The 26,802-nt window shown below is 47.0% G+C and carries 21 protein-coding genes and 1 pseudogene; 6 read left to right on the top strand and 16 right to left on the bottom strand.

The features are described 5' to 3' along the window. Positions 1–2 precede the first annotated feature (2 nt). The 6 genes from QMA35_RS04230 to gap form a co-directional block, all read right to left on the bottom strand. The gene (locus tag QMA35_RS04230; RefSeq protein ID WP_281645885.1) at positions 3–1,106 is read right to left on the bottom strand and encodes a glycosyltransferase family 4 protein; all 1,104 of its coding nucleotides are present in this window, start codon (positions 1,104–1,106) and stop codon (positions 3–5) included. 136 nt (positions 1,107–1,242) lie between these two features. Beyond that, positions 1,243–1,506: a transposase family protein gene (locus QMA35_RS04225; protein ID WP_281645884.1), complete on the bottom strand. Its 264-nt coding sequence runs from the start codon at positions 1,504–1,506 to the stop codon at positions 1,243–1,245. A gap of 113 nt (positions 1,507–1,619) precedes the next feature. After that, entirely contained in the window at positions 1,620–1,796 is a 177-nt protein-coding gene (locus QMA35_RS04220; protein ID WP_281645933.1) for a hypothetical protein, read from the bottom strand. A gap of 617 nt (positions 1,797–2,413) precedes the next feature. Next, positions 2,414–5,845, bottom strand: coding sequence for a DEAD/DEAH box helicase (locus QMA35_RS04215; RefSeq protein WP_281645883.1), 3,432 nt, complete (start codon positions 5,843–5,845; stop codon positions 2,414–2,416). Positions 5,846–6,158: 313 nt separating this feature from the next. Beyond that, positions 6,159–7,580, bottom strand: coding sequence for a pyruvate kinase (pyk, locus tag QMA35_RS04210; protein ID WP_281645882.1), 1,422 nt, complete (start codon positions 7,578–7,580; stop codon positions 6,159–6,161). Positions 7,581–7,753: 173 nt separating this feature from the next. Continuing rightward, entirely contained in the window at positions 7,754–8,764 is a 1,011-nt protein-coding gene (gap, locus tag QMA35_RS04205; RefSeq protein WP_281645881.1) for a type I glyceraldehyde-3-phosphate dehydrogenase, read from the bottom strand. Between the two features lie 374 nt (positions 8,765–9,138). Between gap and QMA35_RS04200 the strand changes: the two genes are divergently transcribed. Next, positions 9,139–9,798 carry a hypothetical protein gene (locus QMA35_RS04200; RefSeq protein WP_281645880.1) on the top strand — a complete coding sequence of 220 codons (660 nt, stop codon included), beginning with the start codon at positions 9,139–9,141 and terminating at the stop codon, positions 9,796–9,798. A 77-nt stretch (positions 9,799–9,875) separates the two neighbouring features. Here QMA35_RS04200 and eno read toward each other — a convergent pair whose 3' ends face one another. After that, the gene (eno, locus tag QMA35_RS04195) at positions 9,876–11,162 is read right to left on the bottom strand and encodes a phosphopyruvate hydratase (RefSeq protein ID WP_281645879.1); all 1,287 of its coding nucleotides are present in this window, start codon (positions 11,160–11,162) and stop codon (positions 9,876–9,878) included. 339 nt (positions 11,163–11,501) lie between these two features. On the opposite strand from eno, the gene QMA35_RS04190 reads away from it, so the two are divergent. Beyond that, complete coding sequence (locus QMA35_RS04190; protein ID WP_281645878.1) at positions 11,502–12,311, top strand: GntR family transcriptional regulator; 810 nt, start codon at positions 11,502–11,504, stop codon at positions 12,309–12,311. A 168-nt stretch (positions 12,312–12,479) separates the two neighbouring features. Here the strand turns inward: QMA35_RS04190 and QMA35_RS04185 are convergent, their stop codons facing one another. Both QMA35_RS04185 and tnpA read right to left on the bottom strand, forming a co-directional pair. Beyond that, on the bottom strand, positions 12,480–14,036 hold the full coding sequence (locus tag QMA35_RS04185; RefSeq protein WP_281645877.1) for an AbgT family transporter: 1,557 nt from the start codon (positions 14,034–14,036) through the stop codon (positions 12,480–12,482). Between the two features lie 373 nt (positions 14,037–14,409). Further along, a pseudogene (gene tnpA, locus QMA35_RS04180) lies at positions 14,410–14,884 on the bottom strand (IS200/IS605 family transposase). A gap of 125 nt (positions 14,885–15,009) precedes the next feature. Between tnpA and QMA35_RS04175 the strand changes: the two are divergent. Then, positions 15,010–15,159: a hypothetical protein gene (locus QMA35_RS04175; protein ID WP_281645876.1), complete on the top strand. Its 150-nt coding sequence runs from the start codon at positions 15,010–15,012 to the stop codon at positions 15,157–15,159. A gap of 24 nt (positions 15,160–15,183) precedes the next feature. Further along, positions 15,184–15,516 (top strand): hypothetical protein, encoded by a 333-nt coding sequence (locus tag QMA35_RS04170; protein WP_281645875.1) that lies wholly within the window; start codon positions 15,184–15,186, stop codon positions 15,514–15,516. 136 nt (positions 15,517–15,652) lie between these two features. On the opposite strand, the gene QMA35_RS04165 is transcribed toward QMA35_RS04170, so the two are convergent. The 5 genes from QMA35_RS04165 to yqeC form a co-directional block, all read right to left on the bottom strand. Then, complete coding sequence (locus QMA35_RS04165) at positions 15,653–17,977, bottom strand: hypothetical protein (RefSeq protein WP_281645874.1); 2,325 nt, start codon at positions 17,975–17,977, stop codon at positions 15,653–15,655. Positions 17,978–18,288: 311 nt separating this feature from the next. Continuing rightward, positions 18,289–19,671, bottom strand: a complete 1,383-nt coding sequence (locus QMA35_RS04160) for a DEAD/DEAH box helicase (protein ID WP_281645873.1) — start codon at positions 19,669–19,671, stop codon at positions 18,289–18,291. Between the two features lie 116 nt (positions 19,672–19,787). Further along, entirely contained in the window at positions 19,788–20,285 is a 498-nt protein-coding gene (locus tag QMA35_RS04155) for an MFS transporter (RefSeq protein WP_281645872.1), read from the bottom strand. Positions 20,286–20,373: 88 nt separating this feature from the next. Then, a complete protein-coding gene (locus QMA35_RS04150; RefSeq protein ID WP_281645871.1) occupies positions 20,374–20,589 on the bottom strand; it encodes a hypothetical protein in 216 nt (71 codons plus the stop codon). Positions 20,590–20,796: 207 nt separating this feature from the next. Beyond that, positions 20,797–21,630: a selenium cofactor biosynthesis protein YqeC gene (yqeC, locus tag QMA35_RS04145; RefSeq protein ID WP_281645870.1), complete on the bottom strand. Its 834-nt coding sequence runs from the start codon at positions 21,628–21,630 to the stop codon at positions 20,797–20,799. On the opposite strand from yqeC, the gene QMA35_RS04140 reads away from it, so the two are divergent. Further along, the gene (locus QMA35_RS04140) at positions 21,619–22,353 is read left to right on the top strand and encodes an NTP transferase domain-containing protein (protein WP_281645869.1); all 735 of its coding nucleotides are present in this window, start codon (positions 21,619–21,621) and stop codon (positions 22,351–22,353) included. The genes yqeC and QMA35_RS04140 overlap by 12 nt on opposite strands. Before the next feature lie 361 nt (positions 22,354–22,714). Here the strand turns inward: QMA35_RS04140 and QMA35_RS04135 are convergent, their stop codons facing one another. Together QMA35_RS04135 and QMA35_RS04130 are read right to left on the bottom strand one after the other, a co-directional pair. After that, positions 22,715–23,869 carry a hypothetical protein gene (locus tag QMA35_RS04135; protein WP_281645868.1) on the bottom strand — a complete coding sequence of 385 codons (1,155 nt, stop codon included), beginning with the start codon at positions 23,867–23,869 and terminating at the stop codon, positions 22,715–22,717. A 141-nt stretch (positions 23,870–24,010) separates the two neighbouring features. Next, on the bottom strand, positions 24,011–24,334 hold the full coding sequence (locus QMA35_RS04130) for a solute carrier family 23 protein (protein ID WP_281645867.1): 324 nt from the start codon (positions 24,332–24,334) through the stop codon (positions 24,011–24,013). Positions 24,335–24,664: 330 nt separating this feature from the next. Between QMA35_RS04130 and QMA35_RS04125 the strand changes: the two genes are divergently transcribed. Next, the coding region (locus QMA35_RS04125; protein WP_281645866.1) for a DUF748 domain-containing protein at positions 24,665–26,802 on the top strand (2,138 nt) is incomplete at its 3' end.

Below are 26,802 nucleotides of genomic sequence, written 5' to 3'. Positions count from 1 at the left end.
ACTCAATTAGAAACTAGCTCTCTATATACTCCACATATATCTCTATACATTTTTTCAAATCTAAAACCATCAAAAAAAACCTCACGACTTTCTTCACCCAACTGACAACGCAATTCATCATCTTCTATAAGCAGTTCTAATTTACTCTTCAGATCACCAACGTCACCTCTCTTCACCAACCCCCAACTCAATTTTTCTTTTAGTTGTTCCTCAACTCCACCAACATCACTTGCTACGACTGGCAAACCAACTCGCATCGCTTCAACTATTGAAATAGGTAAACCTTCCCAGTGTGACGTTAAAACAAATACATCAGATCTACTTAAGATATCACTAACATTTTCACACACCCCCATAAATTCAACACGAGAACTCAACCCCAAACTATCAGATAACGCTCTAACCTCACTCTCTCGTTCACCCCCACCAACAAGCATAAGATTCCATGAAAGGTTTTTTATTTCAGATAAGGCCCTCAACAGAGTATCATGATCTTTTTGATCACAAAACCTAGCCACCATAACTAGCATAATTACATCACATTTCTTCTTTCTTCGCTTTGACTGGACAGCGAGATCTTTAATGCCGTTATGAATTGTTACATGTGAACTTTCACGCCCAACTTTGTATTTTAATGCTAAACGCCTATCGCATTCAGACACATTAATTATTCTATCTCCATATGACGCTGCAATTTTTTCAATATTTTTGTATATAAACTTTTTAACCTTCGGAACCCCATCAGCAAATGACCAACCATGAGCTGTAAATACTGAAGGTATTTTTTGTGATGAAGCTGCTAGCCTACCTAAAAGACCAGCTTTTGATGAATGAAGTGCTATCAAATCAGGGGATATATTTTTAATGCTTTCTTTTATATCCAGATATGCTTTAAGATCACTATACAGTGAGATTTCTCTCACAAGTGATTCGATTCTCAGTACAACAACCCCTTTACTTTCTAATTGCTTACTTAAATCACCGGTATATCCACATAATAGAGTAACCTTATTACCATCCTTAACTAGTTCTATAGCAACATCTCTAACATGCGTTTGCGCCCCTCCAATTTCATCCATACGTGTAATAATAATTACAATATTCATGTCTCTATATTCTCGTATTCAATATGATAAACTTCAAACACTCTTGGAAATTTCGCTAGGTGCGAATAAGACCACAGTTGAAAAAATTGTGTTCTAATTTTTCCAAGTTGCTTGAGGCCAGTGATAGCACGGGCTTTCATGCGTTTTCCCTGGCGTTAACAACGCTGACAACACGCTCTATTGTGTCATGCGAGGGAATACCGTTAGAAAAATCGCCCATTTTTTTAAGCCAATCTTCACGAATTTTTCCAAAATCAGCTATCTCTGCCCAACCCTTTGCACCACCAGTCATCGCACAGATAACGAGCAACAGAATATCACTCAGTTTATGATCGATTTTCCAAGGTTGGCGGAAATCTTGAAGTTCAGAAAGTTGTTTGATCAAGCTATGTGCATTCATGTCGGCTGTGCTCTTTATTCGTCCATGGACGTATAAGAACACAAGAAAAAAGAAGAATTAAGCAGTTATCGCTAATTTAGAAAACGTTGCGAGCCCGGTGATAGCAAGGAGTTTCATGCGTTTTTCCTGTGCAGACTATTCTCGACAGACCAATGACTTCTGACACTTGTCGCTAGCTTTTCCGCTGTGAGATCTGCAGAACTGATATAGTAGCGAACACTGACATCTTCTATATTCTGAGGAGTATCTCCAACCTGCCGAAAGGCAACGACCGCGCCCAGAGTTCGCATATCTTTCCAAAATCAGCTATTTCTGCCCAACCCTTTGCACCACCAGTCATAGCATAGATAATGAGAACAGAATATCACTCAGTTTATGATCGATTTTCCAAGGTTGGCGGAAGTCTTGAAGTTCAGAAAGTTGTTTGATCAAGCTATGTGCATTCACGTCGGCTGTGCTCATTATTCGTCCTTGGACGCATATGAGCACAAGATAAAAGAAGAATTAGGCAATTATCGATATGTTCGAATTCGTTACGAGGTCTTTGATAGCAAGGGGTTTCGTGCGTTTTTCCTGACGCTACCGCCCCCCAGCTCACACCCACACTGGAAAGCAAAGAAATAAATTGTCAGAAAATCACAAAAAACAAAGACCGGGTATGTTACATACTCTTACCCGGCACAACTAGTCGTAAGCACTGCTTAACGCCGTGATAGGCCATAAAATACCAAGCCAGAAAACCGATAGAACCAGCAAGTAATAGGCACAGGAACAGCAGCTCAGGCGAGCAATCCTCAAGGAGAAAGGAAACCCGATCAGGATAATTTCACGCAGAAGCCGAAAGTGTTAACTCCACACCCACGAACGTGAAACACCCGCCTTAACTCATACGATTATGGATTCACTGTCAATCCGCCGCCAAAGGCTCAAACAAAACATCCAGATCCTTGGCTGTCAGGCCCGAAGCCTTTTGTCCACCGCCGGAATATACCCCTTGAGCCAGTGCTTTCTTGCGCTCTTTGAGCACCAGCATTTTCTCCTCCAGCGTGCCAGAAGCCACCAACTTATAAACAAACACCGGTTTATCCTGACCTATACGATAGGCACGATCTGTCGCCTGATCCTCCACGGCAGGGTTCCACCATGGATCATAATGAATCACGGTATCAGCAGCTGTGAGGTTGAGGCCTGAGCCTCCCGCTTTCAGGCTAATCAGGAACACTGGCACATCTCCGTTTTGAAAACGTTGCACTGGCGTGTCACGGTCGGTGGTACTCCCTGTCAGTTTTACAAACGACACTTTCCTCCTGTTCAGCTCTTCCTCAATCAAAGCCAGCATGGAGGTAAACTGGGAGAAAATCAGAATTCTGCGATTCTCTGAAAACAGCTCATCCAACAACTCGCACAGCATGGCCATCTTGGCAGACTCTTTGACACTTTTCGCCTGAGAGACTTTCACCAGCCGGGGGTCACAGCAAGCCTGTCGCATTTTCAACAGCGCATCCAGAATAATAATCTGGCTGCGGGCCAGACCTTTTTTGTGAATCTCCTCCCGCACTTTTTTCTCCATGGCGGAGCGTACGGTTTCATACAGGTCACGCTGTCTGCCTTTGAGCTCACACTCTCGGAGAATTTCCGTTTTCGGTGGCAGCTCTTTTGCAACCAGCTCTTTGGTACGACGCAACATAAACGGTGCGACTCGCCGTGCCAGCTGCTTGCGCCGGTCATCATCACCATGCCTTTCAATGGGGGTGCGATAAAAACGACTGAAACGGTCTTTCGGGCCGAGGAAGCCGGGCATGAGAAAATCAAACTGACTCCATAACTCCGCCAGATTGTTCTCTACCGGTGTACCGGTCATGCAGAGTCGCTGAGTTGCGTAGAGATCCCGCACATAAAGCGACGCTTTGCTCCGTGGATTTTTTATGGCCTGAGACTCATCAAGAACCAGCACATGCCAATGGTGCTCATGCAACTTGTCAAAATCCCTCTGAATCAAGGCGTAGGTGGTTAACACCAGATCACTGCCGCCTATATCCTTCAGCTGCTCGTGTCGTTTCGCTCCATGGTAAACCACCACTTTCAGCTCTGGTGCAAACCGTTCCGCTTCACGACGCCAGTTGTGCATCAAACTGGTGGGGCCAATCATAAGACAGGGTCGCATATCGCCGTTCTTCGCCAAACGTTCTTTTTCCAGCTGGATATGCGCCAGAGCCTGAACGGTTTTGCCCAGCCCCATGTCGTCAGCCAGAATGCCGCCCAGCTCCATTTCCCGCAGAAACTGCAACCAAGCCAAGCCCTTTTTCTGGTAATCACGCAACTCGGCATGAAACATCTTTGGAGGCTTTACAGATTTGAGTCGTTTGAAGCTTTTCAGCTTTCGAGCCAACGCTTTCAGTGTTTCACCGCCAGCAAAGTCCAGCCCCAAGCCTCGACCAAGTTCTTCCAGTATCGGTGCCTGACTTTTGCGAACCCCGGCCCCCCGATCACCAAACAGCTCCAGCAACGTCACAACGATAAGACGCAATCGATTTGCTGGTACCGTGATAAATCGCTGAGGGCCGATGGCAATGGGCACCAGATCGTCTTTCATGGCCGCTAACTTATCCGGAGGTGGCAACTGATTGAGCTGTTTGGCAAGCAGTGGCAGCAGGTCAAGTTTCTCACCATCCACCTCAATGCCCAGCTTGAGGCCAAACCAGTCTTCTTGAGCTTCGCTGTCCTCGACCTCTCCGTACCAGTCATCATCGTCGATAGAAACCAGGTCGTAGGGGAAGCTGTCGTGTATCTCAACCTGCCAGCCATTGCCTTCCATGGCCGGAATGGTTGTCAGAAACCCTAACCAGTTGCTCGTCGTCTCCCAGGATTTCAAGGAACCCAAACAATAATCGCCCTGCTGATAGGCTGCCTCCGAGCGCCACTTATTGGCATTGTGAAACTGCTCAGACATAAAGTCAGCACAGGGGGATTCAACTTGATGGTTACGGGGATAACGCACCCCGTTATCATCAATCAATTCATCCAGAAAGGAACACCACTCAACCCGTAGCTTATCGTACTGAAAATAGAATCGGGCTCTGGGCGCCACTGTTATTGGCATGGCGCCAGATAAAGAGCCCGAAGCAGGCACGCCATCCAACACCAGAACAGGTATCGGAGTCACATGGCGCACCTCTTCAACCTTAGGCAGATTCTCCTCGTCAAACCCTGGCAAGGGGGCAAGTGCTTCCTGCAGTTCAGGCAACATATCGCGGGGAATAGCCGGTGCATTTATCATATGTTGCAGCAGGTCGGCAGGGAGGCTACCACTGACAGGCCCCATCAACGCGATAAAGGTCGTACGTCGCGTATTGGGGGCTTCCACTGCATCAACCTTCAACAGGAGCGGTGGCTCTGTGGGAATCAGGCATGCAGGGGCACCATCGGCAGCCACCATCCGACAACGCATCATGCCACCCTGCTCATACCATTCCAGCTTCGGCTTTAGAGCATCCACTGGCCGAACAGGAATACGCTCGTCCTGCCCCCATGCCAGGCGCCCTGTTCGAGCGATACTGATAAGAGCTTCTGGAGGCCTTCCTTCAATCTCCGGTGAAGCCCCTCCCCACATGTATTGGTGGCTCTCGAACGGGTCGAGATAACCCGCAGCATACATCTGCTGCACCAACTGGCGATCTTCGAGGCTATAGGGTGGGCTGTCATCCCAACTGAGTCGCTGCAAGTCACGAAAATCCCTCAACGCGCCATGACCACCGCGCTTTAGCGCCTGGCTGGTATGAAGACTCAAACTGAATTCGTCCTGAGAGTGGCCATTCAACACATACAGTATGTAGCGCCGCCCACTATTCAGAGGTTTAACAGGCTCAGGTACCTTGACGCCCCGCTCGGAGGCCATAGCCGTGGCGGTAACAAACCTCAACCAGAGATCATAATGCTCCTTCGCCTCCAGCGTTGAAAAACCACCGAACTTATTCTCAAGAGTTTGCGGGTGGTTGACGTCCTTTTGAGCGCATAGCGGCCTTTCTGTACCAAATATCCAGATTCGCAGTTTGTCTTCACCCACTTCTTTCAGCGCTGCCAGCAAGACCGCACAAATATGCTTGCAACTCACCCCTACCGGGCAACTGCATTCGCCAATGGTCTGAACAGGCTCAGAAAAATCGTCGTATTCAAAATCAATTTCAGACGTGTAAACATTCCTGCCGCTGCCATTAATCACACCGGAGAGGACGCGTTCTTTGGAATCGTAGTGATACTTCAATACCCGCCCGCTTCGAGCATAATTCACAGCCCGCCCGAATGTTTTGTCCCCAAACCAGTGGCGCAGCAAGTCTTCCACGGCAAATCCTGTACATTGATCGATAAGACAAGAATGCTGGACTAAAGTGACAGATCTGGCAACTTCGGGGAAAGTGGAGTGAACATTCAGCCAATCTCAGGCTATCAATTCAACGTTGCTGCCGAACGTTCAGCCAATTGTTGAATAAGGGACACTGCTGCCTCATTTTAGGAATACCAATACTCTTAGCACTCTCAGCACTCTCAGCAATAGATGACCATGCTTATCCGTAACAGTGCAGTCAGCACCTTACTGAAGTCATAAAAGCATATGGAGCAGGCATGAATAGTACTCACACCTGCAAAAGGAAGGATCAAACAGTCAAGATCTTAAGAACATTAGTATTCCCCTGACTACTACCCCGAGTCAGTAGAACTTTATCCCCCTTCTGGAAACCACCGGTAGCAACAACCAGCTCCATAGCCCTCTCTTCCACATCAGGGCTGTCACTGCTCACATCAAACGGCAATGACTGAACACCACGAAACAGAGCTAATCGGCGCCCTGTTTCTTCACGGCGACTCAGTGCAAAGATAGGCAGTGCAGAGTTAATGCGAGACATCCATAAGGCAGTCTGACCAGACTTACTCAAGCAAATAATTGCTTTCACACCTGCCTGGTGGTTGGCGGCGTACATAGCTGCCATAGCAATGGTCTCATCTGTGCGCTCAAAGGTCAGATCCATACGATGCTGCGAAACAGTCACAGATCGCTGCTTTTCTGCTGCACAAGCAATACGGCCCATTGCTTCCACTACACCATGAGGAGAATGCCCGGTTGCTGTTTCTGCAGAAAGCATCACGGCATCGGTACCATCCAGCACCGCGTTTGCCACGTCGAAGACTTCTGCACGGGTTGGCAGAGAATTTTCGATCATGGATTCCATCATCTGAGTCGCGGTAATGACTGGACGGTTCAGACGACGGGCCATAGTGATCATCTCTTTCTGAACACCAACCAGTTCTGCGTCACCAATCTCTACACCCAAGTCACCACGGGCAACCATGATAGCGTCTGAAGCAGAGATGACTTCTTCCAACTTATCGATATTGTTAACGACTTCTGCGCGCTCAATCTTGGAAAGGATCGCAGCATGACCGCCTGCAGCGATAAGCAGCTTGCGAGCTTCTTCCAGATCTTCCTTGCAGCGCACAAACGACACGGCTAGATAATCCACACCCATTTTGGCCGCAGTCTTAATATCTTCTTTATCTTTATCAGTCAGAGCTGGGGCGGAGAGACCACCTCCTTGCAGATTAATACCTTTATTATTGGAAAGGATACCGCCAGTCAGTACCTTACAACGAATCTGTGGGCCATCAATGCTCACAACTTCCAGGCTCAAGCGACCGTCATCCAATAACAGCACATCACTTGGCTTACAGTCATTAGGGAGGCTCTTGTAAGCAATACCCACACTTTGACTGGTACCTTCATCTCTCTCCAGATCAGCGTCCAAAGTGAAGTTCTCACCAGGAACCAGGTTTACCTTTCCTTCTTTAAAGCGTGCGATGCGGATTTTAGGGCCTTGGAGATCCCCCAGAATCGCAACATTACGGCCTTGCTCTGCAGAAATAGAACGAACCAGTTCGGCGCGAGCCATATGCTCTTCAGGCTCGCCATGAGAAAAGTTCATGCGAACAACATCAACGCCTGCCGCCACGAGCTTTTCAAGAGCTTCGCGGGTTTCACTGGCAGGCCCAAGGGTGGCAACAATTTTTGTACGTCTAAGCATGATACTGCTCCAGAAGGGCACTCAATAAAGAATATTCATTAACAAGCACAAAGACACCAATGGCAAGCCATCAGTGTCTTTATGGGGGAATAAAAAAGAGGGGAAAAGAATGGAAGTCCATCTATTTCCCCTCATCACATCACTGTTCGATTTAAACCTTTACACCGGTGCTATCAGACATTCATCAGTGCCTTGGCGGTATCCAGCATACGATTGGAGAAACCCCACTCGTTATCGTACCAGCTCATAACCTTAACCAAGCGGCCCTGTACACGAGTCTGGGTGGCATCAAAGTTGGAAGAGAATGGGCTGTGGTTAAAGTCCATAGAAACCAATGGCTGGGTATTAATAGCCAGAACTTGCTTCATGGCAGAACTGGAAACCGCAGCGGCAGCAACAATCTCATTAATCTCTTCAACAGTTGTATCGCGCTTGGCAATAAAGCTCAGATCCACCAGAGATACGTTGGCAGTAGGAACACGCACAGCCATACCATCCACTTTGCCTTTCAGTTCAGGCACAACTAAACCAACTGCAGCAGCAGCACCAGTCTTGGTAGGAATCATGTTCAGTGCGGCAGCACGGGCACGATACAGGTCAGTGTGGTAAACATCTGTCAGAACCTGGTCGTTAGTATAAGCGTGAATTGTTGTCATCACGCCTGATTCGATACCCAAAGCTTCGTTCAACGGCTTGGCAACAGGTGCTAAACAGTTGGTGGTGCAGGAAGCGTTGGAAATAACACTCATATTGGAAGACAGAGTTTCTTCGTTAACCCCGAAAACAACGGTGCCATCAATGTCTTTGTCGCCAGGAGCGGAGATAATAACTTTCTTCGCACCAGCATCCAGATGTGGCTGGCACTTCACCTTGGAACGGAAGATACCAGTACATTCCAGTACAACATCAACTTTCAAGTCAGCCCATGGCAGTGCACCTGGGTTGCGCTCAGAGAGAACCTTGATCTCATCGCCATTAACAAACATTGCGCCATCGTTACCTTCAACTTGAGCGTTGAAAGTGCCATGCACAGTGTCGTATTTGGTCAAATGAGTATTGATCTTGGCATCGCCCAGATCGTTAATAGCAACAATCTTAAACTCGTTAGTGCGGCCGTTCTCATACAGGGCACGCAGAACATTTCGACCGATACGGCCATAACCGTTAATAGCAATACGGATCATCTTGAACTCTCACTATCCAGTTTGTTCAACGCGGGTCCGCTCTACGGGCCCGGGATTAAAAAATGCCTGTCCAATAAATACACATCGGCATTTCTAGAAATTTCATCAATAAGCTTGTCGACAGCTATCACTGGCTGCGCAACCCAAATTTCAGGAGCCATCATTGTAGTCTGTAGCTCTGAAACCTTCCCAAAATCCTGCATTTCTATTATTCAGCATGGGTAACTTACGGGGAAAATGGTATTACATTGGTACACATGGGCTATTGACCTGCATCAATTGCCATACCATTTTTAACAATAGGCTACATAACCTTTTATACTGAACACATATCAAGAAGACATGACCATCAACCGTCCACAAGGAGAATTGCAGTGTCAGGATTAAGCCGCATCTCTATCGGGCGCCTCATTAACAGCCTTAAAAGCAATTTCACCAAAACACCCCCAAACCAAAATACTGGCACTCATAAAGGGCGATCCGTACAAAAAACAGAGGGACAGCCAAAAATCCAGCGTTCTCAATCTTCACCCAACCTGTCATCACCCAAAAAAGCTTCCCTGAAGCGCTTCCAATCTATAACACCAAAACCAAACCATGCAGTCTCAACTCAGATCCCTAAGACCAACCCTGAAGATCGGGCTCTTGAATTACGACTTAAACTACTCAAACTCTCTGATGTTCCCACTCACAAACCCGAGGCCATAGACCCCAGCAAACCGAAAAATGTCGGCGATGCCAACAAGGCCATTTCATCCGCTGAAACAGTAGAAGACCTTATAAAACTCTGGAACCACATCAATTCAAAAGAAGGCAATAACTTTTCCTTTGAGCAGCGTTTTACTTTGAGGCAGCGCTTCCCGGGGCGCCTCAACATGATTAGTAAAAGGCCAGGGCAGGCAAAGCTGATCAACGAAAAAATCCTGAAAACAATGATTCCCGACCTTAAGAAAAGGAACGACATCGGCCATCAGATTCTTGAACGACGCTTTGGCGAAGAATTTCCCAACAACGCGTACTTCAAAGGAAAATAGCCCCTAAACAGCAGGCATAAAAAAGCCGCTTTCCTTGGTGGAAAACGGCTTTACGATTGGGTGCGAGTCAGTAAGTCTTACTTGAACTCAGCCATGCCACGATAGGCAGCCTTGGTACCCAGCTCTTCTTCAATGCGCAGCAACTGATTGTACTTTGCGACACGGTCAGAACGGCATAGAGAACCCGTTTTAATCTGACCAGCCGCAGTACCAACAGCCAGATCAGCAATGGTAGCATCCTCCGTTTCGCCGGAACGGTGAGAGATTACCGCAGTATAGCCAGCATCTTTCGCCATCTTAATCGCATCAAGAGTTTCAGACAGCGTACCAATCTGGTTCAATTTGATGAGAATGGAGTTAGCAATACCCCTATCAATACCTTCTTTCAGAAGCTTTGTATTGGTTACGAACAGGTCATCTCCAACAATCTGGATCTTGTTACCCAGAATCCTGGTCTGGTAAGCAAAACCATCCCAGTCAGACTCGTCCAGGCCATCTTCAATGGAAATGATCGGATATTGCTCAGTCAAATCCGCCAGGTAATCAGAGAAGGAGTTAGAGTTAAATACCTTACCTTCACCCTTCAGATTATACTCGCCGTTTACGTAGAATTCAGACGCCGCGCAGTCCAGAGCCAGAGTTACATCAGTACCCAGCTTGTAACCAGCATTTTCTACGGCTTCCTTAATAACAGCCAGCGCGTCAGCATTAGAGGCCAGGTTAGGAGCAAAGCCACCTTCGTCACCAACGGCCGTGTTCAAGCCTTTGGCAGACAGAACCTTTTTCAGGTTGTGGAAGATTTCAGCACCAACCTGCAGAGCTTCACGGAAGCTCTTGGCACCGACCGGTTGTACCATAAACTCTTGGATATCAACATTGTTATCAGCGTGCTCACCACCGTTGATGATGTTCATCATCGGCACAGGCATAGTGAACTGACCGGAAGTACCGTTCAGGTTAGCAATGTGCTCATACAATGGAATATTCCTGGCATTCGCAGCAGCCTTGGCTGCAGCCAGGGATACAGCCAGAATTGCGTTAGCACCAAACTGACTCTTATTGTCAGTTCCGTCCAAAGCAATCATCTTGTCGTCCAGACCACGCTGGTCGGCAGCATCAAAACCAATCAGGGCTTCACGAATAGGACCATTGATAAAACCAACAGCCTTGAGAACACCCTTACCCAGGTAACGGGACTTATCGCCGTCACGCAGTTCCAGCGCTTCGCGGGAACCGGTAGAAGCACCTGAAGGAGCACAGGCACGCCCCCAATGGCCGCTTTCCAGTTTCACATCAGCTTCAACAGTGGGATTGCCACGAGAGTCGAGAACCTCGCGACCACGGATTTCTGCGATCTTGGTCATTAATAGTCTCCAGTCGTTTACTGCGTGGGCAGCGGAACCGGTTGATAGGAAAATGTGCGCAGGATAATACCTATTCTCTGCCTGCCATGCACCCTAACCACGCCATTCCGACCTGTCCAATTGACGAGAATCAATATTTACTTCAATTTCAACCCACTTTTGCAGGTAGAAAACTTACATTTACCTCAAAATTGGTATTATCCAATTTCACTTTTTCTGGTATTACCTCTGTTTTCAGGTAGCGACTATGATCAAGGTTCAAACCCGAACACGCCCCACCAAACAACAGAGCCAGAATTCTATCAGCGGTTTTCCGTCAGACTCTGGATCCGATAGATCATGAGCCGTAACACCATGACCGACGTCACAGTTCAGATAGTTCCAAAAGCGCCATCTTCCGGCAATACACAGCAAGGCCAGACAGAGCGCATTTTTGGCGAACCCAACTCCCTGAAAGATAACGCAACTCCTCTTTATCTCCAGTTGCAGAGCTTGATTCAGCAAGCTATAGACAATGGCCCCCTTGAACGGGGTTCGGCATTGCCCGCCGAACGCGAGATCGCCCAATATATGAAGGTGTCCAGGGTCACTGTCAAACGTGCCATCAGCGAACTTGTTACAGAAGGCCTACTGGTCCAGCGTCAGGGCGCAGGTACATTCGTGGCTGAAAGGATGGTCCATAAACTCGATCGCCTCAACAGTTTTTCTGAAGTTATCGAGTCAGTGGATAAACATCCCGACTCTCTCTGGATTGAGCGAGGCATCGGTTTGGCCAATAAAGACGAGCAGGCCCGACTCCAGCTTCCTTCCGGAGCGGAGGTGGTAAGAATGTTTCGGGTACGTATGGCAGATGACACACCAGTCGCTCTTGAATATGCCGTTGTCCCAAGAAAATATCTGGACACACCGTTCGATGTGACCGGTTCTCTCTACGAAGCATTGGGGCGCGCAGGTTCTCGTCCGGTAAAGGCCATTCAGAAACTCCGGGCAGTTGCGCTGGAAGAAAGCCATGCCGATTATCTGAATATTGAAGCTGGCATTCCGGTTATTGTTATGGAGAGACGAGGACTGTTAGACGACAACACACCTGTAGAATACAGCCGTTCACACTTCCTTGGTGATACCTTCGAGTTTGTAGCAGAGGTTTAGGGTTCAGGGTTAGGGTTTTATTACAGCAGGCTGGGAAACAGAAAAACTGACAGGCTGTAGACTACCGCTTAGAGACCTGCTCCCTCTGCCATAATTCCTGCGCCAGTGCTGCTATGCCAGTGCTGCTATATTGTAGGGCGTAACCAGGTCATACCGCCCATCCTTTTCTCAAAAGCCCAGGGGAAGCTGGAACATAAAGAAAGCTACCAGCAGCACACTCCAGAGCGTGATAAAGGCCAGAGAATAAGGCCACATAATGCCGATAAGATCACCCGGAGAGAGATCCGGGCGATAGCGTCGCATAAACGACAAAACCACCCCCGCATAAGTCATCATCGGCGTAACAATATTGGTTGAAGAGTCTGCTACACGAAAGGCAGCGGCAACAACATCCGGCGTCATATTGCTGTTAACCTGATATAGCATCGGCACAAAGATAGGCCCCAGCAACATCCACTTTGAAGTCAATCCACCGACAAACAGATTGATAACCGCTGTCGTTAAAATAAACCCCAATAACAATAACACTGGCCAATTCTGTAACCCCATTGCCTGTAAACCACTTGCACCCAGCCAGGTTAACCACGTGCCGATTCCACTGTAAGCAAGCAAAGAGAGAAAGTTGTAACAGAAGAAGGTCAGAACAAGGATGTAACCCATGGTATCCATTTGTCTGGCCATAGCTTTTACAACTTCATCCGCTGAAGCGAATCTCCCGGTTCCAGCACCATAAAAAATCCCGCTCAGGGCAAAAACCAGAGTAATCAGCAAAATAATATTATTCAGCCATGGAGCAACACGTTTCCCAGAAGCTGTGTAGTAGACAGCTAACGGCCCGAAAATCAGCCAGGTCACAATAACCAAAGCGATAATCAAACCAACCAGCGCCCAACGCAAACCGTGCCTTTCCTGCTCTGACAGGGAGAAACTTTCAGACGCACTCTGATCAGTTTGCTTCCAACCTTTATCTTTCCATCTCGGCCCAACAACCAACACTGTCACCAGCCCACCAGCAATTGTCAGAACAAATGTTGAGACACAGATAAACCAGTAATGCATGGTGGCTGGGGTCAGATCATCACCATTGAAACGGGTAAAAGGCACGCCCTGACTCTCCGCGAAGAGTCTGGCATTCATACCGATCACAACATCAATAGGAGTAGCAGGCAGAAGGTTGGCGCTAAACCCAGCGGAAACTCCAGCAAACGCCGCAGCCATTCCCACTATAGGGTTTTTGTTTATACCCGCGTAAAGCAAACCCGCCAGGGGAACAAGAATCAAATAACCGGCATCACTGGCAAGGCTGCTCATAATTCCAAGAAATACCAACAAGACAGGCAACCACCGCTCGCTCAACCGCAGCCCAACACTTTTAATGAGAGCGGTGAGCAAACCACTTTGCTCAGCAATGCCAACACCCAGCATCACTATCAGAATGACACCTAACACTCCATGCCCAAAAGCCAGCCAGTTCTGCAGCAGAGCATGCTCAAACATCCAGCGAATACCCTCAAATGAGAGCATGTTGTAAATGCTGTGCTGTACAGGTTCATCTCCAGCACCAGGAGTGGAGAAAGTCACACCAGAGAGTGAATTTGATGCCAGAACACAAATAATGAAGAGAACAATAAAGATAATAACGGGATCGGGAATAGCTCGCCCTACCCGTTCCATAAAGGATTTTCGCGACTGCCCGGCCGTTGCGACCGGAATATCCGCAGGCATGGCCTTTTCTCCAGTGTTTTGGTTAAGCACTGGAGTATAGAGGGCTATAAACGACAAAAGCCCTGCCGCGTTAACACTGCAGGGCTTATTAACTGCAGGGCTTATTAACTTCAAAACCTGTTCAAGCTTCGAATATCAGAAGATCATCAGAATCTTGGCTAGCATTAATGCAGATACAGAACCACCGATGTTTGCCTGAGAAGCAATACCACAGATGAACAGGTCAAGCTTGAAGCAACCCTGACACAGATCAACCTTGCAGGAAGTTATCTTGCCAACGCCTCCCTTTTTAGGCATTTTTACTTAAAAAAACATAGAGTTACCAACCACTAAGAATACTCAACAACCACCGGCTAAAGCCGGTGGGTTAGTATTACGGACTGAAAGTCCGGATACGCGTCAAAGACGCGTTGATGTTAACTTTCAGCCTGAAATTATCATCGACTCGAGGCTCAAAGTGATGCGCCAAATACTCTTTGATCATCTCTTCTGTGAGTTCTCCCGATGTATGTAACGCAAAAATACCCTCGAGCCCAAGAGTGCCTACCCCAGTAGCGCTTTTTTAAGTCTGGAAAACTCTCAAAGAGTTTTGTCGAAGACCGTCCTTTTATCCTGCGCATAATCTCACTGGGAGCCATACAGGGCGGCGATGAGAGCAAAAGGTGAACGTGATCTTTACTCACAACACCTTTTAGAATTTCTATCTCAAAAGCTTGGCATGTCTCTCTAATCAGCTCTCTCGCACGTAGACCTACATCTCCACGTAACACCTGGCAGCGATACTTTGTGACAAACACAAAATGGTACTGAATTTTGAAAACCGTATGACTGCCATATCTATAGTCCACTGCCCTACATCTCACACCGAACATACGGCAGGAAGTATCGTAGCTAAAGCCGGTGGTTTTAACCTTTTAGGGGGCTAACAACTCAATAGAGTGACTATGCAGATAAAAAGTTGCAGGAACACATCATGATCAGGACGATCACAACTCTTCTGGCTATTTGCCTCGCCTCTCTATTACTGACTACTCACGTTTCAGCAGTCCCTCTACCGAAAGGGGATTACCTGAAATATTGCAGCGGTTGCTCTATCGATTCGAACACTCAGGGAATGATTTGAGACTGCAAGGATGATTATGGTCAAGTGTTTGAACAAGCTGTGGACTTGTCTGTCTGCGAAGATGGCGAAATTCAATTTAAGAGCGGATTCCTTTTCTGCAATAACAGTGTTCCCGACGAGGCTCCACTTAACAGCCAGAAACCAACACCAGAGCCTAAGCCCAAATCCAAACCAGCTGCACCGATAAAACCTGAAAACCCGAAGCCCATGCTGGACATTAACGGCATGCCTATTGGGGGTTATAAAAAGTATTGCTCCTCCTGCTGGCTGGAGGCTGGCCGCCTGAACTGCAACTGTCGGGTAAGTCGGGTAAAGAAGATATTGCTGATGGCCGACGAGACAGAAAAACAGCCCTGAAAGCTGCCCGTTACTGCCAACAGGATATTAACAACTGCAATGGCAAACTGCGTTGCGGAAAGTGCGGCACCTTCGATTATGTCGAAGAGTACCGCCGCCCTTACCGGGGCAAGCAGCACTATCCTACTTGCCCACACTAGTACTCGATAGATAAAATAGGCGTATGTCTGTTTTCCACTTCACCCTCATTTTCCAGAATCACAGCGTTCGATTTTTTAGCGGGCTTTCCATGGTTCAGCATTGTAAGGATTTCAGGGTTGTACTTGCCTAGCAGGTAGATATCTCCATTTTGGGCAACTTCAACTATACGAATTAAAGGTTCCTCATGCAGCCCCCTACCCTCAGCCGCTTTAGTCGATAAAGTCAGTTTTGGAGAGTGGGTCGTGTTACCTCCCCAGCGACTTAGTAAATTTCCAGTACCATCGTCAGCAACAGCGTCGGCTATATCTGCCGTCATGTCCCGCATAACTGGAATATTGGGTACCAAATAAATCCCGGGAAGCGCTTCTCCCTGGCTAGGAAATCCTGGCCGGAAAGCGTACAGAGTATCCCGGTTAACCGGTGAGTCTTCCTGGTCTCGGAGATGTTTCGATTCAGCAAGCCAACCCGTTAAAGTGAGCCCCAGAGGTATGCCGTAAGTTTTTCTATCGTCGTTCTCCCCCTTGTTTCCCAAAGAGATAGTCACTTTCATGTTGCGAACACCTTCGCGTATTACATTTTGGTTCGGTCTAAGGTCAATTTCGACGGTGGCCATTCTGTCTCCCGAGAAAACCACCTCCGGATGTGTCCTTGTTTGAGGAATACCATATAAATGCCACTTTATATTCTGAAGCTCCTGGGGAATATCTGGAACGTTTTCGAACTCCTGCTGGATATGTACATTAAACAGCCTGCCACTACGGGACATACCTTCAACTGGCACACCTTTGGAAAAGGTGGCCGACTTATCATCGTTTTTGTTGCGTGCTGACACGAACTCATGGGTAATTAGACTTCCATCTTCCTGAGTCAGTATGTGTGTTTGAAGAGGGTCAGTGTACATACCAAGTTGGACCAGCATCCACTGACAGCCTTGCCACCCGCATATTTTGTATGTCTGGAACTTACTTAACTCTTTGATATTAGTAACCCTTTCGGCTCGGATTACGCCTCTAATCGTATCTTTTTCCTGAAGCTCACCATCCCTATCTGCTTCCTGGCCAGTCTGGTCTTTTGAATGCTGTTTGCTTCTAGTCGGGGCTGAAGACGAAGGGGCAGTAGTAGCGGTATAGGTTTCTGTTGTAGAGGGTGTATTACTTTCCTCCGCCTTCGACGACGGAGTTACACTATCCATGGGCGGCTCTTTAGCCTCCCTGGAGACTGCTGCAGCAGAGTCGGGTACCTGTTCGTCCTCTAAATCATCCTTATAGGAATCCCCTCCTGCGTTTGTTGCAGCGCTACCCTCCCCAGCAGTTAATAGCATTGTCGTTACGGCGGCAGATTCTTTTAATAGCATTGTCGATACGACGGCAGATCCTTTTGCGACAGAAAATCCGCTCTGATCATTACCACCTTCACTGGGAACAGATGAGGCTGATGGCGTTAAGGTAGGTGTCCGTTGTTCTTTTCCAGATGAGTTTGAAGCTGATGAGTCTGAGGCTCTGACTTGAGTGACTTCACCCTGCAATTGTTTTATCAACTCAGGATCTTCCTCCATCTTCTTTATCAACTGATCCATCAGGGCATTACGCATGCATTCCTCATCTTTGCAGCGCTCCAGGGCAGCTTGAAGCTCTAGACCCAGATCCTGATGTGTATTATGCAAAGTTGTGGATTTAACTGTCAGATCTTCGGTTTCTCTCTGCAGTCTCTGGGTTCTCGTAACCAGACCCTGTAAATAAGCTTCCTTCTCAGTGAGATTATTCTTAACCTTGTCAAGCTCACGCTCTGCAGTGATTTTTTCTTGATAGATTCTATCCTTCTCTACTACTACATTTTCTATACTCAGATCTTCCTGCTGCAACTGCCTGATATCTTCAAGCATTTCCGAATATTGCTCTAGCGTCATCCCACACCGCTTCAGTAACTCGTCTAGCCTTCCCAAATCCTGATTTTTCTGATTGACCTGCTTTTGTATTTCCCCCCGCTTCCGCTCAAAATCATCCTTTACTACCTGCAATGCCTCCTCTTCTGTAGCATCCAGCATTTTAAAACCTGCCATCAGCCTTTTCACCATCTGCTTTTCTCTATCCATGTCATCATGAATGATCGCAATCTTTTGGCCAGTGCTTTGTGCTGCGTCGTTGAGTTCACTTTCAGCTAACCGGAAGCGTTTACCTTTAATGTGACTAATCATGCCAACAGGTACAGGTACCTTAAGGGATGGCAATGTAGATCCGCTCCCTACTCCCATCTCAACTGTATGCACTTCACCTGCCGTAGAAAAAGAGCCAGCAGCCTTGGTTGATGACCGCACACTCATTCTTCCCCTTTCTACTGCTGCATAGGAGAGGCTCGTAACAAGAGATAAAGGAATGAGGACGGCTGCGAACAACAGCAGTAAACGACGCATAACTTCGGCCTGTTTTACGGAAAGTTCAGAAAGGAACCCCCTCCATTACATTTATGTTATAAAGCCTTGCGGGCTGTGCCGGAGGAAAGCGAGACAGGTATAGTTGCTAAAAGCAGTTTTTTCCAAACGAGAATATTATTTTTCACATGTTTGGAATAAAAAAATTGTTGCCAGAGTTTCTGGCAACAACGTGAATGTTACGGCGAGGTTCGGGAGAAAAGTCAGACTGAGGTCTTACTGCGATTAGTGACAGGGCGACGTCTACGATTTCCCTGCCGAGGTTTCAACCCAGGCTGTTCACTCTTCCCATCACGGTTACCGGTATGTTTTTTATTCTTGCCGGCAGGCTTGTGTCCCCGAGCATTATCACCAGAACGCTGCCCGTCATTGTGTTCAGTTTTCGGTTGCTTCGGCTTTTTGGGCTTTTTGGGTTTCAGAGGACGCAGGTCTAGCCGCGACTCCGGTAAACTGTGGACTGGCTCGAAACCTTCAATGTCTCTTCGTTCCAAGAGTTTCTTTGTCAGACGTTCAATATCAGATAACAACTTGAACTCATCGGCACACACCAGAGAAATAGCTGTTCCGGTTGCTCCAGCACGACCGGTACGACCAATCCTGTGGACATAGTCTTCAGCAACCTGCGGTAGGTCAAAGTTCACAACCTGAGGTAACTGGTCAATATCCAGACCACGGGCGGCGATATCCGTGGCTACCAGCACCCGGAGCTCTCCGCTTTTGAAATCAGCCAGAGCTTTTGTTCGTGCCCCCTGACTTTTATTACCATGAATCGCTGCAGCATTCAGGCCGTAGCCATCCAGATACTTTACGAGTCTATTCGCACCATGTTTGGTTTTACTGAATACCAACACCTGCTCCCAGCGATTGCTGGTAATGAGCTTTAACAACAGGGCAGGCTTTTTCTTTTTGTCTACCGGGCAGATCCACTGTTTAACAGTTTTGGCTGTGGCGTTGCGCGGGGTAACAGAGATCTCAACCGGGTCGTGAACAATAGTTTTTGCCAATCCACGAATATCATCGGAGAAAGTTGCTGAAAACATCAGGTTCTGACGTTTCTTGGGCAACAGCGCCATAATCTTGCGGATATCGTGAATAAACCCCATATCCAGCATACGGTCGGCTTCGTCCAGAATCAGCACTTCCAGATTATTGAACTTTACAGCATTCTGGTTATACAGATCCAATAGACGACCAGGGGTAGCCACCAGGACATCGACTCCACGACGCAAACGTATCATCTGCGGGTTTATCTTCACACCCCCATAAACGACTGTGGACGTTAGAGGCAGGTGTTCACTGTAAGCTACAACACTTTCGCTCACCTGAGCGGCCAGCTCACGGGTTGGTGTTAGCACCAGTGCACGGGCCTGATTGCCTTTTACCTTTGAACCTTTTGATAAGAGTTCTAACAGAGGCAAGGTAAATCCGGCGGTTTTACCGGTCCCAGTCTGTGCCGCAGCCATAACATCTTTACCCTGCAGCACAGCAGGAATCGCCTGGGCCTGTATGGGTGAAGGGGTTTTGTAACCCTTATCTTCAACCGCTTTAAGAATAGGGAGGGATAAGCCCAGGGAAGTAAAGCTCATAGAGTAGCCTGTGTCAGTAAAAGGAAATCAGTATCATCCCGCCTTCTGGCGGCGGTGCAGCTTACAGGAGTTTAAAGGCCTGTACTATTGTGGCATCAGCAGGGCAAATAGCCATTTCAGCTAGTTATTCCACCTGAAAGAAAAACCCCGATGCCAAGACATCGGGGGTTTCCCATGAAAAATTTGGAGAATTCAGGGTGTACTCCGGCAGCAGCCAGAACGCCTTTTTGCTTAAGCTTTTGAACATTTACTGGTTTGGTCAGGAACGCCATGGCACCAGCAATACCCGGCATTACAGCAGATACAGTGTAAACAATAGCGTAGGAGCCAGTTGCGTCAACAACCATACTGGCCATCACAGGGTCCATGAAACCACTGATACCCCATGCGGTGTAAACCACACCGAAATTGGAGCCGTAGCTCTTCATGCCAAAATAGTCGGCAGTCATGGATGGGAAGATACTCAGCAGTGCACCGTAGCCAACACCAGCCAGAGCCACACCCAGTACAAAGCTCATTTCAGAATTCAGGCTTGGGAACAGAACCATGTTACCCAACTGCAGAGCGATAACCAGCATCAGAGTCGGAACTCGTCCAATCTTGTCAGACAGCATTTCCCATCACCACACGACCACACGTATTGAAAATGGCCAGCAGGGAAACCAGATCGTCATAAAGCGCCTGAGCAAAAGACACGGTTGTTCAAATAACAGTTGTTTGAATAACAGTTGTTCGAATAACAGTGAGCTTCGCAACCTCCAGCATGGCTATCTGGAAACCGCTGTTAAATAACCGTACAGCTGTACCGGTAGCAATATCTCCCGCTCCCCGCACAGCAACAACAACAACAACCAGGTTACCACCTCCGTTACGAATTCCTTTACGCAGAGGCAAACCACTGCGTTCATTTCGTTCCATCAAGATTTCAGCCAGACCAGCATCTGTGCTAAATGCCGGGGCGCGGAATCTTTGGTTGAAACAGAAACCTTTGGTTGAAACAGAAACCTTTGGTTGAAACAGAAACCTTTGGTTGAAACAATGGTGGCAAGGGCAAAGGGTGTATTGCTTTCGGTTAAACGAGCAGCTTCGGCAAACAGATTTATGGCTTTTCCAAATATGCATAAGTCAGTGCCTGTTAAAGATACTTTCCAGCCCCCTGTCGGAGGACTGCAGGGCACCAATCACAGCAGTATCAATCCGATGACTGTACTGCAGAGCCGTTTGACACATTATTTGTGCCTCAGCCCGATCATATTCATCTTCAACTTTATTAATCAGCCAACACACGCGGGCTGTATTGGGAACCTCACCAAACAAACCTTTCGAACTATTGAGTAAGCGGATAAGAGCAAAATCGTTAACCGGCTCACCTTCTATTTGACCGGTCAGTTTTTGGAACAGTGGCCAGCGATGAATCACCTCTGGCCCAGCCGGGGCCGCAAGCCCATCCCAGCCAGTGACCCCAATAACAAGGTTGCAGCCAATGGGTAGAACAGGTTCTCCCGGTTTCGGTGCCTTTAATGGTTTTTCACGGGCACCATCAGCTTCAACCAGAACAACATCACAGATATTATTTGTTACCCAGCTGAACGGATGGTGAATGCCAATTCCTGACAACTTGGCTGGCTCTTCAGCACAGGCATCGCCGACAACACGGATTTCTCCCTGCGAAAGAGAATGAACAGAATCAGGAGTAGATAAAGTGTAATGATCAGGTCGATAAATCTTTGTGGTGGTGGTGACAACGACCCGCAGCCCTTGTTCAGACAACTCCTCTGCCAACCCGTACATCAATGTGCTCTTTCCTCCAGCGCCTGTGATCGCGATAATGCGTTCAGCGCCCTTTCGAGAAAATGACGGGAAAGCGAATGCCTCAACAATGCTTCTCTTCCCATGAGCGCTGCCAGAAAGGGAGTCTCTTTGAGTATTGAGCGCAGGGATTGTACAGTGAACAGACACTCCAAAACCTCCAAGAATACGGCCTGTACTGAGCAACAGGCTTTTGGAAAACAGGATATCAACGAGCCGACGTCTGAATATTCACAACCAGTGGACTGTGTTGTTCTCGCGGCCGGGCTCTCATCCCGTATGGGGGAGTGGAAGCTACAGCTTCCCCTCGGTGACCAATCTCAAGGTTTGCGAACAATTCTGGATCGCTCCCTCACTCATGCGCTTTCGTTCTGCCACCGGGTGATACTGGTTACTGGTCACCGCAGCGATGAACTTTTTGAGCGTTACCACAGTCGGGATAATATCCATCTGGTATTCAACCCGGATTACCGGCAGGGCTTAACCAGCTCAGTTCTCACCGGCCTCGCTCATGTATCTTCTGACTTCGCTTTTATTACCCACGGAGACCTGCCTTTTCTAAACAGGAAAAACTTCAGTACCCTATGGTCAGCAAGACACGATGCAGCTCGTAATAAGTGTGCTGTTTTTCCGATTTGTAATGGTCAATCAGGTCATCCTGTTTTAATAACGGACTCAATGATCCCGGCGCTGCTAAATGCCGACCATAACCGCCCTATGAAACAACTTTTAAAACATTGTTGTATTCATATCCCGGTATCCTCCCCCGAAATATACCGGGATATCGATACACCTGAGGCTTACCTTGCCGAAACAGGAATATCGCTGGGCGTACAACAATATCGCTGGGCGTACAACAATGATTCAACATAAATCTTAAAAGGCATTAGTTATTCTTATGAAGTTTTCGTGAGAAGCCAGATACACCACAAACCCTATAAAAACAACAACCAAGTCTATTGCCTGAAGACCGTCCGGACTCATTTGAGAACAGTTAATAAATATTAGAGTTGGCAATTAACGTCAACATCAAAATGACTCTGGCATGATATAGATCAAACAGATTTTCTTCCCTTTAAAAAAACCAGGCACATTAACACTAAAAAACACGAACATTTGCCACAAGTCATAGTTCAGTTTTTATTAGTCCCCTAAAGTGATCTGAAGCAGTAAAAATGGACACCGGCTTAAAGAACTGAGCAATACTTAATCAGGTGCGTTGACACAGAATTATTTACAGGGTCTTTTGTCTTTTCGCACTAGGCTCGTAGTCTCCTTCCTGATCCGAAATTGATGAGTCTTCTTGAGAATCGGTTAACTCATCGTCACTATCGTCTTCATCTGAATACGTTGATGAAGAAGAGTCTATACCCAATATCGTTCTGAATTCCTGATATACAACTCCCGCGGGATTTTTCTGCTCCTTCACCCTACCTTCCAGCTCTCGAATAACCTTACAATCGTCATCAAACAGAGCTTCATCAAGTTCAAAACGGACGTTGCCCATCTTTTCAGCATTGCGATCTGTATAGTCAAAATCACTAGCGTTCACGCCACAATACTCATCCAGAAAAGGTTCTATATAACGGCAAACTGTAGGAAACTCGTGTTCGTATTGTTCAATATTGTCCTCAAGAACCATCCGATACATCACAAAAGATGTGGCGATCTCCAATTTCTCCTCATAAGTTTTCTTCGCAGCCTCAAACCCCTTCTCCTTTACAGCAGTATCAATTTCTCGCATCAAAGGCTTATAGGGTTCTAAATGATCCCAGAGAAGCTTTTCCCAAAGCTTCTCACTTTCATCAGCTTGATTCATTTTAAAAAGAAGACATCTAAAATAAGGAACATGCTCACCAAGCCACGCTAAATTCTCTTCCGGATCGCATTCATTCTCATCCCCGTACATATTGCAAAGCTCTACAGGGCATGCCCCCTCGTGAGTCAATGCCCATGCCATAAGCATGTTGAATCGGTTAACATTTTTATCTGCCACATTTTGAAGCCATTCTTTTTCACCGCTGCACTCTGGTAGCGACACTTTCTCTACTTTTTCCAGATTCTTGATAATGGTTAATTTCAAAGAGGAAGTCATAACCTTGCTTATAAGATCAGCGGTCACTTTTTCACTCTCTGATGATTCCGACTCTGATGATTCTGGCTCTGATGATTCTGGCTCTGGTGAACCTGACTTTGGTAATAACAATGCTCTTGGGCTCGTGCTATCCACTTGATAGGAAAAAACAGGCTTGTCAGCCGCTTCAGAAGAGTAAGAATCTCCGACACCGCTTTTTGGAACAGTGCTCAGTTTATCACTTTCAATATGATCCTTACCTTGATTCGCACCTATTTCCCCAGAACTGCTCTTAAGGCTAAAAACATTTAACATTCCATACTCCTGAACATCAAAAAACCTCAGACCGGGGCCAGGGTTTTCAGTTCCTTCTCAGTATTTTCTTGTTATGTATTCTGTCCTTAATGCAAAAAGCCCCAGCATGTGCCGGGGCTTTTCAGTCAGAACGCCCTCTAATTATGCGGCTTGATTCTCGGAATAATCGACAGGGCTCTCATCTATTGCATACTTCTTGTCAGGAACAACCAGATTAAGAACCATGGCTGTAATAGCAGCAGTAGTGAAACCGGAGGAGAAGATACTCTTAATGATTGGAGGCATGTAGTTGAAGATATCTGGCACGTAGGACACACCAAGGCCCAGACCAAATGATGCCGCCAGAATCAGGATTCCGCGCTTATCAATCTTCTCGGAAGCAATAATCCGGATACCACTGGTAGCGATAGTACCGAACACCCCCAGTGTTTTATGCGCTACAAGCAATAGGTATTGTAATTCCACAGGTTTAACTGTGGGGAAAACTGACAGTAACTATCATTTATAAAAATACGACTGTGATCATCAAAATTGTCTTTGACGACATCAGTTCTTGTTAACAGCTTTTAGTAAAGGCCTAGCAATTATTCGATTTTCAATAGCGACTTCACAGGGCGAATTATTATTGTTTTTTCTGAAGACGATTACCCTTTGACATTCAAGAGAATTTATTCTCTTAAAACACATTCAAATCACATGTAGTTTCTAAAGTGCTTTTTTAATTCGAATAAACATTTATAGTTATGTTGTCGTATTATCATACCCCTACGAAGTAAGATCCGGATCACTATCAAAATGATGCGTCGTCTATTATCAATCCTGAGTAAAGCCCTTTTAGTTTACTGTCTGGCAGGCTTCGTGCTAATACCGGTGATCATACACCTTTCTGCCTACTGGCTGGCTCCTCAATACCTGTCAGCCCCTCTTCAAACCGGCGCAATCACCTTCAACCCGTTTACTCTTCGCCTGGGGTTGCAATCGATTAAGCTTGGAAATGATTACTCAGCGCCCATCATGGGTTTTTCCAAACTGTCCATTGACCTGTCATGGTCATCTCTGTCACGTAAATCAGTTATCTTCGACAGTATTGAACTTGAAGAGCCAACAATCAATATCCAGCTGCTTTCAGACGGGAAAGTGAACCTTTCGGAGCTTCTGAAAACATCCGTTCAAGATGGAACTGTGAACGCACCATCCCCGGAAAAATCTGGGAACCCTGTCCATATTGTTATTAACCAGCTCTTGATTGCTGGAGGGGCAATCCAACTCACCGACTGGGCTAATACACCTGAAAACGAACCATTCCGGCTGACCCTTTCACCTTTAGCTATACAGGGTAATGCACTCTCCTGGCCAGAACAGAGTGGCGATATTTCTCTGCAGACTGTGATTAACGAAAGTGGAAACCTGTCTATTCATGCATCGATTAAGGCCTCTCAAGTAACGTCTTTTTTAAATTTGAAGGACATTCCCCTTGCCGATATACAACCTTACTTAACGCCCTATATATACGGCGTTATTGGCAACGGTTTTGCGTCCGGAGATATCAACCTCAGCTGGAGCCCCAATAACCAGCTGGCTATGAATAGTAATCTGTCGGTAGATAACCTTCATATAACCGACAGCCGGGATGGTTCCCTGGTTCTCAGTTGGAACAACCTGTCGGCGCGAAAGCTGCAGTTCCTGCAAAAGGAAAACCAGCTGAATATTTCTGACCTGCACTTTTCTGCTCCTGCAACCAGAGTGATTCTGGATAACCAGTTCAATACCAACCTCGCTCAGTTGGTAAGACCTTCTGGGCAGCCAGAAAATCCCTCAAGTGACTCAGCGCCTGCAACAGGAATCGCCATTCAAAAGTTTACTATCGAGAACGGCTCACTGGACTTTGCCGATCAATCCTTCAAACCGGGTTTTGCCGCTCCCATTCATAAACTGAATGGAGAAATCACCGGTTTTAACAGTCTCTCGCCGCAGAGTACAGTCATGACTTTGAAGGGAGAAGTGGACAAATATTCGCCTGTACAGATCAATGCGTCTCTAATACCAGAATCACCACTTAAACAAACAAAGGTAGGGTTATCTTTCAAAGATATTGAGCTGACAACCCTTACTCCCTATTCCGGCCGTTTTGCTGGTTACAAAATTCGCAAAGGACGGATGGATATTGACCTGAATTACGCAGTCCGGAACAGTCAACTGAACGCCAGCAACAATATTCTCTTGCACGATCTCACGTTAGGGGAAAAGGTTCCCGGTGAACATACCACCAACCTGCCACTCAAGTTGGCTATCGCGTTATTGAAAGACAGAGATGGACGTATAGCTGTTGATCTCCCTATATCTGGAGATCTCGACAACCCACAGTTTGAACTTGGCCCAGTGATCCGCATGGCCATAGTCAACTTCATCGCCAATATTGTTACTGCTCCTTTTAATATGCTGGCATCACTGATCTCTGGAGATGCTGAAGATATGTCTTCCTTTACCTTTGCTCCGGGAAACAGCGCTCTGACCAGTCAACAAAAATCCACTGTCAGTTCTCTTGTTAACGCTTTGCATGAGCGCCCGCAACTGAATCTGGAAATTGAAGCGACTGCCAGTAAAATCAGCGATACGCCGATAATTGCTCAACAGCAATTGCAACAGGAACTGCAACAACGCTATCAGCAACAACTGATTGAACAGGGAACCAGCTCCGATGGAAACAAGAATGTCGCGATTCCTGACGATACCAGATTCGAGCTACTCAAAGTTCTGGCTCAGGAAAAGTCTCTTGACTCAAGCGGAAAATCAGCCTCAGAGCTAGCTGCAACTCTTGTCAGCAACTGGGCCGTGGCAGACCAGACGTTGCGAGAACTGGCTATCAACAGGGCACGAGCAGTGAAAGATGAGTTAATACAGAAAGGTCTTGAAAATAACCGCATCTATATTCT

The organism is Parendozoicomonas sp. Alg238-R29, assembly GCF_947331445.1.
Taxonomy (GTDB): Bacteria; Pseudomonadota; Gammaproteobacteria; order Pseudomonadales; family Endozoicomonadaceae; genus Sansalvadorimonas.
The sequence above is the reverse complement of the archived record's forward strand: the minus strand, read 5'-3'. Positions and strand labels throughout refer to the sequence as shown.